This window comes from Halorubrum halodurans, assembly GCF_002252985.1.
GTDB lineage: Archaea > Halobacteriota > Halobacteria > Halobacteriales > Haloferacaceae > Halorubrum > Halorubrum halodurans.
This window is the reverse complement of record NZ_NHPJ01000080.1, coordinates 1-14427: the sequence shown is the minus strand read 5'-3', so window position 1 is coordinate 14427 and position 14427 is coordinate 1. Positions and strand designations below refer to the sequence as shown.

13 protein-coding genes and 1 tRNA gene are annotated in these 14427 nt (G+C 66.8%); 5 read left to right on the top strand and 9 right to left on the bottom strand.

Going from position 1 to position 14427, the window contains the following annotated elements:
* Positions 1-647: 647 nt before the first annotated feature.
* Positions 648-1520: a DUF7839 domain-containing protein gene (locus DJ70_RS07915; RefSeq protein WP_094531732.1), complete on the bottom strand. Its 873-nt coding sequence runs from the start codon at positions 1518-1520 to the stop codon at positions 648-650.
* 257 nt (positions 1521-1777) lie between these two features.
* Positions 1778-1852: transfer RNA gene (locus tag DJ70_RS17990), tRNA-Val, on the bottom strand.
* Positions 1853-2118: 266 nt separating this feature from the next.
* Here DJ70_RS17990 and DJ70_RS07905 point away from each other — a divergent pair.
* Entirely contained in the window at positions 2119-3255 is a 1137-nt protein-coding gene (locus tag DJ70_RS07905) for a M24 family metallopeptidase (protein WP_094531730.1), read from the top strand.
* 54 nt (positions 3256-3309) lie between these two features.
* Here the strand turns inward: DJ70_RS07905 and DJ70_RS07900 are convergent, their stop codons facing one another.
* Entirely contained in the window at positions 3310-4320 is a 1011-nt protein-coding gene (locus DJ70_RS07900) for a PKD domain-containing protein (protein ID WP_143420961.1), read from the bottom strand.
* 538 nt (positions 4321-4858) lie between these two features.
* Between DJ70_RS07900 and DJ70_RS07895 the strand changes: the two genes are divergently transcribed.
* Positions 4859-5737 carry a hypothetical protein gene (locus DJ70_RS07895; RefSeq protein ID WP_094531726.1) on the top strand — a complete coding sequence of 293 codons (879 nt, stop codon included), beginning with the start codon at positions 4859-4861 and terminating at the stop codon, positions 5735-5737.
* Between the two features lie 190 nt (positions 5738-5927).
* Positions 5928-6116 (top strand): multidrug transporter, encoded by a 189-nt coding sequence (locus tag DJ70_RS07890; RefSeq protein WP_094531724.1) that lies wholly within the window; start codon positions 5928-5930, stop codon positions 6114-6116.
* Between the two features lie 100 nt (positions 6117-6216).
* Here the strand turns inward: DJ70_RS07890 and DJ70_RS07885 are convergent, their stop codons facing one another.
* From DJ70_RS07885 to DJ70_RS07865, 5 genes are all read right to left on the bottom strand, one after another.
* Positions 6217-6420, bottom strand: a complete 204-nt coding sequence (locus tag DJ70_RS07885) for a hypothetical protein (protein ID WP_094531722.1) — start codon at positions 6418-6420, stop codon at positions 6217-6219.
* Positions 6421-6482: 62 nt separating this feature from the next.
* Positions 6483-7316: an ABC transporter permease gene (locus tag DJ70_RS07880; RefSeq protein ID WP_245810763.1), complete on the bottom strand. Its 834-nt coding sequence runs from the start codon at positions 7314-7316 to the stop codon at positions 6483-6485.
* Positions 7313-8275, bottom strand: coding sequence for an ABC transporter permease (locus DJ70_RS07875; protein ID WP_094531720.1), 963 nt, complete (start codon positions 8273-8275; stop codon positions 7313-7315). Before DJ70_RS07875 ends, DJ70_RS07880 begins: the two co-directional genes overlap by 4 nt.
* The gene (locus DJ70_RS07870; protein WP_094531718.1) at positions 8275-9402 is read right to left on the bottom strand and encodes an ABC transporter ATP-binding protein; all 1128 of its coding nucleotides are present in this window, start codon (positions 9400-9402) and stop codon (positions 8275-8277) included. Before DJ70_RS07870 ends, DJ70_RS07875 begins: the two co-directional genes overlap by 1 nt.
* On the bottom strand, positions 9403-10524 hold the full coding sequence (locus DJ70_RS07865; RefSeq protein WP_094531716.1) for an ABC transporter substrate-binding protein: 1122 nt from the start codon (positions 10522-10524) through the stop codon (positions 9403-9405).
* Between the two features lie 339 nt (positions 10525-10863).
* Between DJ70_RS07865 and DJ70_RS07855 the strand changes: the two genes are divergently transcribed.
* Both DJ70_RS07855 and DJ70_RS07850 read left to right on the top strand, forming a co-directional pair.
* Complete coding sequence (locus DJ70_RS07855; protein ID WP_094531712.1) at positions 10864-12033, top strand: pyridoxal phosphate-dependent aminotransferase; 1170 nt, start codon at positions 10864-10866, stop codon at positions 12031-12033.
* Between the two features lie 369 nt (positions 12034-12402).
* Entirely contained in the window at positions 12403-13608 is a 1206-nt protein-coding gene (locus DJ70_RS07850) for a Cdc6/Cdc18 family protein (protein WP_094531710.1), read from the top strand.
* 35 nt (positions 13609-13643) lie between these two features.
* On the opposite strand, the gene DJ70_RS07845 is transcribed toward DJ70_RS07850, so the two are convergent.
* Positions 13644-14204, bottom strand: a complete 561-nt coding sequence (locus tag DJ70_RS07845) for a TATA-box-binding protein (protein WP_066417002.1) — start codon at positions 14202-14204, stop codon at positions 13644-13646.
* Positions 14205-14427 lie beyond the last annotated feature (223 nt).

Here is a 14427-nt window from a genome sequence, read left to right as displayed (position 1 = left end):
CACCGGAAACGAGGTGTGCCCCCAGAAGCGGACCACCAGGGCGCGGGTCTCACGGGACGACTCGAGCCCGAGGCACATTCAAGGAACCCGATCGAGAGTTCCGAGCGCGAAGAGTACGCCGGAGCAGCGTCCCATTCCGCCGGAGCAGCGTCCCACTCCGCCGGAGCAGCGTCCCACTCCGCCGCCGAAGTCTGGACACTTCACGGCACGACGTCTCACCCACGATAGAGTAACACCGACACCGACGGCGACACCACACGTACGACGTTCCCCTGAACAGATCCCTGAACAGATCGGGTCTTCCGCTGTACCTCGCGACGTGACTTCACCATGCTCGTCTCATGACTTCATCCGACTTATTGGAATTTTCGCTCGAGTGGTACTTAGTTATACTGGTTACTCATCGCTTATCCGTTGATTATCTGTTGGTTATTTTCTGGTTATTATCCGGAGTTGACGCCCGCCCACCCGGAACCGACACCCACCAGAACCCGTTTCACCGGAAACACGGTGTGTCTCTCAACTGCTCTCAACGGGTCTCCAGGTCCCTGCGTCACGAGCGGCGGCGGAAAAGGGCGTAGTGACCGAGAGAACCAACGGAGATCGGGAGGCCCGCCGATCCCGTCGGCGGCCCCCGAGGATCCCGGTCAGGCGGAGTCGCCGACGGGGTCGTGTACCTCGTATCGAACGCCGCTTTCCCGAAGCTGTGTCGTGTGACGCGATAGCTCGTCGCTGGAGACGAGAAGCAGCACGTCCAAGCCACGGAGCGCCGCCTGCGGCACGGCATCGACCGTCCCGAAACGGATCTCCGGACGGATTCCCGCCCGCGTCGCCAGCGCGTACGCCTCCGTCCCGGCTATCGCGACGAACCCGCTCTCGTCGACACGGTCGGTCACGACGTCGACCGACGGCGGTTCGCCCTCGGTCACCACCGGCACGGGGATCACGGTCACGACGCCCGGATCGTACTCGACTACGCCCTCGAACTCGGTTACCCCGACGGCCTCCCCGGCCGCCCCGTCGGTGACGGCGACCGCGGTCGCCGGAGCGTCCGATTCGGTCGGAGCGTCCGATTCGGTCGGAGCATCCGTGCCGGCCGGAGCGCCTCCTCCTCGCCGATCGCCGATCGCGTGGAGGACGCCGTCACGCATGGTCAGTCGGACCGCGTCACCCTCCGATATCGGATCGGCGGCGATCGCGGCGTCGACATCGACGCTCCCGAGCACGTCCTCCGACACGCGGGAGACGAACTCCGAGAGCGCGTCCGTCCGCGTGATGAGCCAGTCGACGCCCTCCTTCGTCACCTCGTACCTTCCTCGACCCCGTTTCTCCACGTAGCCCCGGTCGACGAGTTCGCGAACGTAATCGCTCACGGCCTGTGAGGTGACTCCGAGAACGTCGGCGATCTCCCCTTGGCTCACCGCCGGCTGACGGGCCGCGATCTCGACGAGCACCCGATACTTGCTGGCGTCGCGCTTGTTGTCGAGCACCCGCGGGGCGACGGCTCGCTCGTCGTCCATGGCAACTGTACTGGTGTTGGAGACAAGTATGTTTGGCTCGACCGCGACGGACCGACCGACGGGCTGGCTGACGAGGGACGATCGACGAAGACGATCGACGAGAGACGATCGACGAGAGATGATCGACGAGAGACAACCGGACGATCGGCGCGAGATCCGGAGAAGACGGAGGAGGACGGTCGATGCGGAACGGTCTCCCACGACCCCGACGGCGGAAGCCGACGGGCGTCGCTCGCGTCCGAAGTTACGAAAGGAAGTGGGTTGGGGCGGATTTGAACCGCCGGCCTCCTCCATGTCAAGGAGGTGTCATAACCGGACTAGACTACCAACCCGACGGGGCTTACTGACGCATCTCGTCGTTTCCGGGGGACGTAATTGAACCTTTCGTTTCGGGGGCCCGCGAGACGATCACCGGGCCGAACCGGCCCCGGCTGACGTCGACCGGGGATACCGATCCGGGATGGGAGCCGAAGTCCGGACCCGCGACGGGTGACCGGAGGGTATCCCGACCGTCCCGACGCCCCGTCGACGGTTTTCGACCGGTTTCCCCGTCGACGGTTTTCGACCGGTTTTACTGCGTCGGCGTGAGCCGTCTCGTATGGTCGATCTCTCCGCTCGCGCGGACCGGTTGGACGAGTACCTCGACGCCCGCGGCCTCGAGGCCGCGTGGTTCGCCGAGCCAAACGGGTTCGCGTGGCTCACCGGCGGCGACAACGTCGTCGACGCCGACGCCTCACACGGCGTCGCCGCCGCGGGCTATGACGGCGAGTTCCGCGTGATCACCGACGATATCGAGGCTCGACGGCTCGCCGAGGAGCAGCTCCCGGACGCGTTCGCGGTCGAGTCCTTCCCGTGGTACGCGGAGTCGCTCGCGGGAGCCGTCGCCGACCGATCCCCGCTCCCCGCCGCTGCCGACTTCGACACGCCCGAACTCGACGCGTCCGAGTTCGAGCGAGTCGAGGCGAGCCGACTCCGTCAGCCGCTCACCGACGACGACGTGGACCGCTACCGCGAGCTGGGGCGCGAAGCCGCGGCGGCCCTCGAGACGGTCTGTCGAAACCTCGAGCCGGAGGATCCCGAGTACGAGGTGGCCGCCGGGATCGACATCTCGCTGTCCTCGCGGGACGTGAACACCCCGGTGGTCCTCGTCGGGGGCGCGGAGCGCGCGCAGTCGTACCGCCACTTCGTCCCCACCGACGAGACCCTCGGCGAGTACGCGCTCGTCTCGATCACCGCCGAGCGCGGCGGGCTGTACGCCTCTCTCACGCGGACCGTCGCGTTCGACGCGCCCGACTGGCTCGAGGAGCACCACCGCGCGGCCGCTCGCGTCGAGGCTACGGCGCTCGCCGCCACCCGCGCGGCCGCCGCCGGCGAGCTCGGCTCCGGAGCCGGTCCGGGAACCGCCGGCGACGTCTTCGAGGCCATCCGCGAGGCGTACGACGCCGTTGGATTCGACGGGGAGTGGAAACGACACCACCAGGGCGGTGCCGCCGGCTACGCCGGCCGGGAGTGGATCGCGCGACCCGACGGCGACGAACCCGTGATCGCGCCGATGGGATACGCCTGGAACCCGACCGTCGCCGGCGCGAAAAGCGAGGACACGTACCTCGTCGACGACGGTCGTCACGAGCTGCTCACGAAGACCGGCCAGTGGCCCACCCACGAGGTCGAGACCGTTCCCGTCGCCGGCGTCCCCGTGGAGACCTTCGAGCGACACGCCCCGGCGATCCGTTGAGACGGTATCGGTTTTCGAGAGGACGTCGTCGTCGCCCCATGAGGTACCGTCCGGCTACTTCTCCGGAGAGTCGCCTCCGCCTCCGTCGCTGCGTCGTTTCAGTAGATATCCGGCCCCGCCGAGGGCTGCGAGCCCGCTCGAGACGCCGAATCCGGGAACCTCGATCGCCGACTGGTCATCCACTACGGAGACGGTCTCGACGACGCTCGTGCTCGCGTCCCGATCGTCGGTGACCGTGAGACGAACGTTGTATCCACCGGGCTCGGCGAACGTATGTGTCACCGTCTCACCGGAACCTCTCTCCCCGTCACCGAATTCCCAGTCGTAGCTGACGATCTCGCCGCTCGGCGCGGTGGAAGCGGCTGCGTTGAACGCGACCTGGGTCTCCACCGTAGGCTCCGACGGCTCATACTCGAACTCGGCGCTGGGTCCTGCTGCGTCGGATTCGTCGAGTTCGCCACCGTCCTCTCCGCCGTTGCTGCTACCAGTTTCGCCGCCGTTACTGCTACCAGTTTCGCCGCCGTCACCGCTGCCAGTTTCGCCGCCGTTCGAATAGATCCGCTCGATATCCGCCTCGGACAACCCGGCGTCGTAGATCCGAAGGTCGGAGAGTTTCCCGACGAGGAGACCGTACCAATCCGGATCGTTCGTTCCGTACCAGCTTCCGATGGTTTGGTGTGACCAGTAGTTCGTGTTCCGCGGACTGTACCCGGTCATATCGTTATCGACGAACCGTTCCTCGCCGTCGAGATGGACCCGAATGGACTCTTCCGGCTCAACGACGAAGGCGAAGTGGTGCCATTCGCCGACGGAGACGTACAACTCGTCGTCAGCGTGATCGATCGTGTTGTAGCTCTCGCCACCGCCGAGATCACCGATCCGGAAGACGAACTCGACCGTTCCATCCTCGTCCGCGCTCGGCGCTGCGAGAAGGGTGTACTCCGCGTCGTTTCGTAGAACGTGGTGGCTCGCGGGAGCACTGTTCGGTTTTCCGCCCTCCCTCCGATCGAAGTAGACCCAACCGGTGACGGTGGTGGGGCCGTCTCCGGACTCGACGAAGCTCATTTCCGGGTTGTCCCCTCCGTTTCCGATCTGGATTCCGTCGTCACCGTCGAGTCGGACCCCGCTCCGTCCGTCGTAGCGCCCGACCGTCGGGTCCCCGTAGGCCGGCCTGCCGTCGATGCCCCCAACCACATCCTCGAGTCCGCTCTCGAACGGCCAACGGGCGATCAGATCTCCTCCACGGACTATCTGTTGTCCCGCTACCGCACCGGGAACCGTGGCGGCGACGAGACTTCCTCCGAGCGTCGTCCGCAGCAGGTCCCGTCGGGTGAAGTCGCTACCGAGCACTCGACTCACCTCGGGAATCGATTCCGGCACGACGAGCAGGACGGTCAACGAACGAGAACACCTCTCGGGCACCGACGAACGGACGCCAACTCATCACTGTACGGCGGTATGATCTCGTCACCGAATATACTTTTCCGATGGGCCACTCCATTGCCAGAGCTCCGATCGCTCAACTACGATCCGATACGATCGAGCGGCCGTTCGGTCTCTTCGCGGGGGAAGTTTCATAGCGGTGGAACCCGACCCATCTCTCATGCCAGACGACCCGTACCGCGAGCCTCGATCGGCGCTCGAGGCCGCAGCCGAGAGGCGGGGAATGGACGACCCGAACCCGGACGCGGGCCCACGGGTCGCGAGAGTCCCCGAGTCGCACGTCCACGACACTTTCGAGGTGGGCGGACTCGAGACGAAACGCGAGGAGTCGCTGTTACAGGCGGTGCTCGCCGACCATGACGGAGTCAGCGCCGCCTCGGCGACCCAGCGCAACGGGACGGTGGGGATCCACCACGACGCGTCCGTCTCGCGGGACGACCTTCGGGGCGTCCTGGAGTCGTACGACCTCGCCGTCGCTCCGGGTGACGACGCGTTCACGAACCGTCGCGCATCGCAGTTCGCCTCCGCCCGCGTCGCCGTCGCGGTCCTCTTCGGGCTCATGGTCGCCACGCCGTACGTCGCGGTGTTGTACCCGACCCGCCTCGAGTGGCTCTTCTACGACCCGGTCACCGTCGAGTACCTCCGGTCGATCCTCGACTCGCGGGTCGCGACGCACTTCTTCGTCAACCTCGCCACGCTGTCGGGCGTCGCGTTCCTCGTCGCCTGCGGGCCGACGATCCGGCGGGCGGCCTCCGCGGCGACGGACGGACGACTCACCCGCGAGCTCGGGTTCGTCGCCGGCGTCTGTGCCCTCTTCGGCTACAGCACCCTCGCGGCGTTCACCGGCTTCGACGGGGCGGTCCACTACGACCTCGTCGCGTACGCGGTCGCGGGCGTCACCGTCTGGAACCACTTCGCGACCGAGGAGGCGTCCGTCGAGCGGCGCGCGACCGAACCCGAGGTCACCGCGAGCGGGACGGATCAGGTCGCGGACGCCGACGCCGACGACCGCGTCGCGCTGACGGACGGCGGACGGTAGGGCAGAGTCGCTCGACGTCGTTCGACCGATCTCGTTCCTCCGATCTCGCTCCTCCGATCCCGCTCCTCCGATCCCAACGGGGTACTCGCCGGACGATCATCCCGATTCGGCTTCGGTCAATACGAGCACCGGCATCGGTCGATACGGACACCGACCTTTTCACCGAAGCCGAGCAACACACCCGGCAAGGATGGTCTCCGGATTTCACGGCCGATCGCCCGTGGCCACCGTTCTCGGCGTCCTCGTCGCCATCGTCGCCGTCGTGGGAACACGGTTCCTCGGATGGGAGTGGGGATCCGGACGGCTCGTTCCGACGGTCGTCGGCGTCGCCGCCGCCGGCATCGCCGTGGTCGTGGTCGCCCGACGAGTCATCCACTAGAGATCGCGTGCCGGCAGGCGCCTCTTCGACCACCGGGAGCGTTCGAGTCGTTCTCCGAGCGCTCACGCGGTGCGGGTCGACCCGGAGAGGTGACACCTCGCTACCCGATGTACGCGTGACCGACGACGGCGACGAGCAACGCGGCGACGACGATCCACGCGAACGGCTCCGCCGCGAGCAACGCGAACGGGCGGAGAACGGACTCGTCGAATCCGAAAAGCAGGCCGGCGACGACCACCGCCGCGATCACCGTCACCGCGACGACCACGGAGACGCCGAAAAGCGCCGTGTCCGATGCGTCCATACCCCACGTGTGACGGCGACGGAGAAAAGCGTCCCGTCGTCGGGTCGGCGTGCGCCGCCGCCTCAGCGACGCGCGATCAGCTCGACGCGCGTGAGCGAGACGGCCGCGAGCACCATCGTCACCGCGACCGCGAGGAAGACCACGCTGATGACGTTCACTTCCGGCGTCACGTTGTACCGGATCTGGTTCCAGATGTACACCGGCAGCGTCGGGTCGCCGGACCCCTTCACGAAGTAGGTGTAGACGAACTCGTTGAACGAGAGGGTGAACGCGAGCAGCCCCCCCGCGACGACCCCCGGAAAGACGTTCGGCAGGGTGACCTGCCGGAAGGTCTCGAACTCGTCCGCACCGAGGTCCTTCGAGGCCTCCTCGAGCCCCCGGTCGAAGGACATGAACGTCGGCAGGATGACGAGCGTCGCGAACGGGATCGTCCGGATCACGTGAGCGATCACCACCGACACGTAGTCCGGAAGCCCCAGGGTGCCGTTGAAGAACAGCACCATGGCGACCCCGGTCACCACGAGCGGGACGATGATCGGAAGCGTCGCCAACAGCTGTAGCCAACTCCGTCCGGGGAAGACGTAGCGGTCGACCGCGTACGCGATCATCGTCGCCAGCGTGACCGTGATCCCGGTCGCCGGGACCGAGATGGTCAGCGTCGTGACGATGGCGTCGAGCGCGGCGTCGTTCGCGAGGAACACCCGGTACCACCGGAGCGTGAGCTCGTCCGGCGGGAACGACAGCACGCCCCCGTCCGCGAACGACATGAACACGAGCACGCCGATCGGCAGCCACAGGAACGCGAGGACCCCGACGATCACGGCGGTGGCCATGCGCGAGGCGTGCGTCTGCGTGAACCGCTCGAACGGAGCGGTGACCCGATCGATCACGCTCACGACGTCTCACCTCCGGCGCCGAAGAGCCCGCCGCCGAACCGGGTCGCGAGCAGCAACAGCGCCACGACGACGACCGAGATCACCATCCCGATGGCCGCGCCGAACGGCCAGTTGAACGCGCTCTTGAACTGGTTCTCGATCACCATCCCGATCATGACGTTGTTCGTCCCGCCGAGCAGCCGCGGCGTGATGAACGACCCGAACGTCGGGATGAACACCAACACGATCCCGGTGATCACCCCGTTTATCGTCATCGGCAGCGTGACCGAGAGGAACGTCCGGATCGGTCCGGCGCCGAGGTCCTTCGACGCCTCGATGAGGTCGCCGTCGAGGTTGGTCAGCGAGGCGTAAAACGGCAACACCGCGAGCGGCAGCCAGACGTAGGTGAACCCGATGAGCACGGCCGTCTTGGTGTACAACAACCCGACCGCCGGTAGCCCGACGAGGTTCAGGATCGAGTCCAGGACGCCGTCGCTCTGAAGGATGTTGATCCACGCGTACATCCGGATGATGTAGCTGGTCCAGAACGGCAGAATGACCAAGAGGAGAAGCAGCGTCGTCCGTCGAGAGAACCGGACGATGCTGTACGCCAACGCGTATCCGACGGCCGCCACGATCGCGGTCACCTGGACGCTGATCAGGAACGTCCGCCAGACCACCGTCAGGTACGTGTCCGAGGTGAGGAAATCGACGTAGTTGCCGAGCGTCCACGCCCCGCCGATCTGGTCGGCCTGGAACGAGACGACGAGCATCGCGAGAAGCGGGATCGCGAAGAAGAACACCAGGATGCCGTACGGCGGTCCGGCGATCGAGAGCGTTCGGAGCCGCGGACGTTCACGGAGGAAGGCCGTGAGGTCGCTCACTCGGCCGTCGACGGCGGCGGACCCCCCGTCGGTGACGGGTTCAGGATCGCCTCCGGAGCCGGCTCCGCCGTCGTCGGAACGCGACGGCTCCGTCATCAGGACCCTCCGTCGTCGTCCGCGGAGCCGTCACCGTCGCGCCGGTAGACGTGGACGTCCGCGGCGTCCCATGCGACCGCGACGCGGTCGTCGATCTCGAAGGAGGCGGACCGGATCTCCGCGGACAGCCGTCCCCATCGGTCCGTCTCGATCCCGTACTGTGAGTCGCTCCCCTGGTAGCTGCGGCTCCGCACGACCCCGGTCGCCGAGAACGTCCCGTCGGCGGCGTTCGCGACATCGCGGTCGTCCCCGGCCGGCTCGACGCGAACCTGGAACGGTCGGACACAAACGTCGACCGCGTCGTCGACCGCGACGTCCCCGACCGCGGCGTCCCGCGGGACCGTCACCTCGCCGTCGCCGACGTCGAGACCGATCGTCCCGTCGTCGACGGCGACCACACGCCCCTCGACCGCGTTGACGTCGCCGATGAAGTCCGCGACGAACCGGCTCGCGGGCGTCTCGTACAGCTCCTCGACCGTCCCGACCTGCTGGATCTCCCCGTCGTCGAGGACGACGAGTCGGTCGGAGACCGCGAGCGCGACCTCCTGGTCGTGGGTGACGTAGAGGAAGGTCGTGTCCGTCTCGACCTGGATCCGCTGGAGCTCGCCTTGCATGTGCTGGCGGAGCTTCCGGTCGAGCGAGGAGAGCGGCTCGTCGAACAGCACGAGCGCGGGCTCGTTGACGAGCGCGCGGGCGAGCGCGACCCGCTGTTGTTCCCCGCCGGAGAGCTCCGCGGGCGAGCGGTCGCCGTATCCCTCGAGCCGAACCATCTCGAGCATCCGCTCGGTCCGCTCGCGGCGCTCGTCGGCCGGGACGCCGGACTGCTTCAGGCCGTAGCCGATGTTCTCCGCGACCGTGAGGTGCGGGAACAGCGCGAGGTCCTGAAACACCATGTTCACGTCGCGCTCGAACGGCGGCGACCCGACGACCTCGACGTCGTCGAGAGCGATCTCACCGTCGGTCGGCTCCTCGAAGCCGGCGACCATGCGGAGCACCGTCGACTTCCCGGAGCCGCTGGGGCCGAGGATCGAGACGAACTCGCCGTCCTCGACGTCGAAGTCCACGTCGTCGACGGCGACCAGATCGCCGAACTCCTTCGTCAGCCCGCGGACGCGCAGCAGCGACATCTATGCGGCTTTGACTGCGGTCCAGATCTCGTCGTATCGCGAGCGAACCTCGTCGGAGAGGGTCTCCGAGAAGACGAGGTTCCACTCGTCGGGCCAGTTCGTGAACTCGGCGTCCTCCTCGGAGAGCTCGTCGCTGATGTCGACGGCGGGCTGGTACCCCATGGTCTCGAAGAGCTGTGCGGCGTTCTCCGTCTCGCTCGCCCAGTTCGTGAACTGGAGGCTCGCGATCGGGTTCGGCGCCCCCTTCGGGATGACGAAGAGGTCGCTCGTGTACATCGCGCCCTCCTGGGGTGCGGTGTAGTGGACCGGCGCGCCCTCCTGGAACCGCGCCGTGTAGGTCCGACCCATCGTGAGCGGCCCCGCGACGACGTCCTCGTTGACGAAGAGGCTCATTCCCTGCTGGTAGTCGCCCCAGTAGGTCTGTAAGAGCGGTTTCTGCTGGATGAGGACCTCCTCGATCTCGTCGTAGTCGTCGGGCTGGATCGGGTCCTGCCCGGTGTACAGTGCGGCGATCTGACACGAGACCGTCGAGTTGTCCCACATACAGAGGTCGCCCTCGTGTTCCTCGTCCCAGAGGACGCCCCAGGAGTCGGGAGCCGAGTCGAAGTACTCGTCGTTGTACGTGAGCGGGTAGAGGACGAGCGACTCCGGGACCGCGTACGTCGAGCCGTCCTGCTGGTAGGAGCTCGCCTCCTTGATCCGGTCGGTGATGTTCTCCCAGGCCGGCATCACGTCGACCGGAAGCTCGTGAAGGAAGTCGTTCTCGATGGAGCGTTCGACCCAGTTCGTCGTGGCGGCGATGTTGTCGATCTCGTCGTTGCCGGCCTGGAGCTGGGAGTACCACTGGTCCGCCGAGGAGTAGCCCGTGTTGCTCACGTCGACGTCGAACTCCTCGCCGAAGGCGTCGATCGCGTACTCCGCCCAGGAGTCGTACCAGTTCCACAGGTTCAGGTTCGACTCGAGGTCCTCGGGCGGCCACTCCGTGACGTCCATCGGAACCCGGTCGCTCCCGCCGCCCCCACCGCCGAGACAGCCGGCCGCGGCCGCCGCGCCCGTCGTCGCCGCACCCTGAAGGAAGCGGCGGCGCTTCAGGCTCGTCGACCCGTCGGTCAGTTTACGCATCGGTCTCCCCCGTCTGACGATCCGCCGTCGTACCGCGGAATTTGCGAACGATCACGTACGACAAACCACGATCCTCCGTGATAAGCGTATCGAGGGCGGGAGGTGCTCACACGCATGCGACTCCACGACGTCCGGTCGCTCCAGGTGACGGGTCCACGCGTCCGGTCGCCCCGAGGGCCTGGCTTCGCCCGTTCGACGACTGCGCCCGTTCGACGACTGCTCTGCCCCCCGGACGGTCGTCCGATCGCCGGACGGGATCTCCGGACGATCCGCGTCCTCGATCACGTGACCGGCTGAGAAACCGGGGGCGTTTTGCTGGTCGCCTCGGTAGCGACGGGTATGACCTTCGAGAACGCGTTCGATCGGTCGCTCGGGAGCCGCCGCGTCGGCGGGATGAACGAGTCCGTCATCAGGGAGATGACCCGCGAGGCCCACCGCCACGAGGCGATCAACCTCTCACAGGGGATCCCCGACGAGGACGAGACGCCGTCGTCGGTCAAGCGGGCCGCGCGGGAGGCGATCGACACGGACAGCCAGTACACCATCACCTGGGGGCTCCCGGCGCTCCGGGAGGCGGTCTCAGAGCGTTACGCCGACTGGAAGGGGATCGAGTACGACCCGGAGACGGAGGTCACGATCACGAGCGGGACGAGCGAGGGGCTCATGTCCACCCTCCTGGCGCTCTGTGACCCCGGCGACGGCGTCGTCTACTTCGAGCCGACCTACGAGAGCTACATCCCCGGCGTCCAGTTCGCCGAGGGTCGACCGATCCCGATCGACATCACCGACGGACTGGCCGTCGAGGCGGACGCGCTCCGCGAGGCCGCCGCCGACGCGTCGATCCTGATCTTGAACCACCCGCACAACCCCACCGGGAAGGTGTTCACGCCCGAGGAGCTCGAGCTGATCGCCGAGGTCGCCGTCGAGGAGGACCTGATCGTGATCACCGACGAGATCTACGAGCACATCGTCTACGCGGACCACTACCGCAGCCCGGTGACCGTCGACGGGCTCGCCGAGCGAACGGTCGTCTGTACCGGCATGTCCAAGACGTACTCGGTCACCGGGTGGCGCGTCGGGTTCGTGCTCGCGCCCGAGCCGCTCTCGGCGGAGCTGCGGAAGTTCCACGACTACACGAGCATCTGTGCGCCGACCCCGTTCCAACACGCTGGAGTCGAGGCGCTCTCGTTGCCCGAGAGCTACTACGACGAGCTCTCGGACTCCTACGAACGCCGGCGGGAGCAGCTGTACGACGGCCTCCGGTCGGTCGGGCTCGATCCCGTGAAACCGGACGGGGCCTACTACATGCTGACGCGCTACCCGACCGACGAGGACGACACGGCGTTCTGTTTCCGGCTCATCCGCGAGGCGGGCGTCGCCGCGGTCCCCGGAAGCAGCTTCTACACCGACGAGGGCGAGGAGTGGGTCCGGTTCACCTTCTCGCGAAACGAGGAGACGATCGACCGCGCGATCGATCGACTCGACGAGAGCCGCTTCTGGGAGACGTAACGGGTCGCGACTCCTGGGAGACGCAACGGACTGCGGGACGCGTCCGGGGACGATGTCGGCCCGCGGTCGCCGGGATGCGGGACGAACCGAACCGCTCCGTCGGCGGCACGGTAGCCACGTCCGGACCGACGACCCTGGCCCGGCGCGAGAGCCCGTCGACGCGGTTGGCGTCCCCGAAGCCCGGCGGTGGACGGCTCGCGACCGCCGACGCTCCCGGTTTCCCGACGCCTCCGTCTCCCCGACGCTCCCGATTTTTCCGACTCCTCCGCTTCACGGGGTCCCGTCTCGTCGACGCGCCGACCGGCCCACGCCGGAGCGACCCGCGGGAGAAAACAGAACGTATTTCACCGGAAACGCGGTGTCTCACCCATGGACGCAGCGGACGACCTCTTCACGAGGGAGGACCCGATCTTCGCCAACAAGGAACTCCTCGAGATCAGTCACCTCCCTGGTGAGGGTCGGATCGTCGGCCGTGACGACGAGATCGCCGATCTCGCCACCGCGGTCAATCCCGCCATCTTCGGCCAGAGTCCGAGCAACGTCCTCCTCTACGGGAAGACCGGGACGGGGAAATCGCTCTGTGCGAAGTACGTCTCGAAGCGACTCGTCTCGACGGCGGGCGAGGAGGGAGTCAACGCGACCTTCGCGTACGTCGACTGCGCCCAGGACACGACCGAGACGCAGGCGGTTCAGACCATCGCCGAGGGCGTGAACGACCCCGACGCCACCGGGATCAACGTTCCGGACAAGGGGCTCTCGACGTCGACGTACTACAAGCGACTCTGGCGGATCCTCGACCAGCGGTACGACGTCGTGTTGATCATCCTCGACGAGATCGACAAGCTCGACGACGACGCCATCCTGATGCAGCTGTCACGCGCCGGGGAGGCCGGAAAGATAACCGACTGTAAACTCGGCGTCGTCGGGATCAGCAACAAGATCCAGTACAAGGACCGCATGGACGAACGGGTCAAATCGAGCCTCTGTGAACGGGAGTTCGTCTTTCCCCCGTACGACGCGAACCAGCTCCGGGCGATCATGCAGGCCAGATCCGACGCGTTCCACGACGACGTCCTCGAGGCGTCGACGATCCCTCGCGCCGCCGCGCTCGCCGCCCGCGAGCACGGGGACGCCCGCAAGGCGATCGACATCCTCCGGTACGCGGGCGAGATCGCCCAGGCCAACGGCGAACCCACGGTGCGAGAGGAGTTCGTCACGCAGGCACGCGAGCGCGCGGAGACTGACCGGTTCCGCGAACTCATCCGCGGATCGACGCCGCACTCCCGGTACGTGCTCCAGGCGCTCGCGCTGCTCTCGCTCTCCAACGAGCGGCAGGACGGCTTCCGAACCAGCCGCGTGTACGAGATCTACGAGAACATCTGCCGACAGGAGGGGTCGGACAGCCTCTCGTTGCGTCGAGTTCGTGACCTGCTCAAGGAGCACGCCTTCCTCGACATCATCGAACAGTCGAAACACAGCGGCGGCAGCGCGGAAGGGAGCTACACCAAACACCAACTCCTCGAGGATCCCGGCGTCGTCAAGGAGGTTCTCGTCGAGGACTCGGCGAGCGGCTGACCGACGGCCCGCGACCCGCGTCTCCCGAGACCGATTCAACCCAGCAGACCGAGCCCTTCGATCCGTTCGACGATCTCCTCGACCGCGCCCTCCGCGTCGTCGGTGCGCTTTCCGCCGGTGATGACGATCTTCCCGCTGCCGAACAGCAGGATCACGACCTCGGGCTCGTCCATCCGGTAGACGAGGCCGGGGAACTGCTCGGGCTCGTACTCGACGTCCTCCAACCCGAGCCCGATCGCGAGCGCGTTGAGGTTGAGGTTGTGGCCGAGGTCCGCACTCGAGACGATGTTCTGAACGGTGATCTCCGGATCCTCCTCGACGGGGATCTGGAGTCCGCGGAGCTTCTCGAAGATGATCCCCAACGCCTCGTGAACGTCGTCGATGCTCTTCGCGCCCGTGCAGACGATCTTGCCCGACCGGAAGATGAGCGCCGCCGCCTTCGGCTCCTGGGTCCGGTAAACGAGTCCTGGGAAGTTGTCGGGGTTGAAGTCGGCCCCCGGCAGGTCCTCAGCGAGCGCCTCCAAGTCGAGTTCCTGGCCGATCCCCGTCGATGCAACTACGTTCTGAATCTCGATCGAATCTGCAGGGTTCGTCATCGTTCGCTTTTATATGTGATCCCCTCCCTTATAAACGCCCGTGGTATAAACGGCCCGGTACACGACACGAGCGGCCGGCCGGACACGACGGCGCCGATCGGTCGGATCGTCGCGTCCGGTCCGCCGGCGGGCGCCGCTACGGATCGCCACGTCCTCCCGCTTCGCCCGGCCGTCGCGAGCCCGCCACCCTCGGCTACTCGTCCCATGAAACCGCATGACGTGG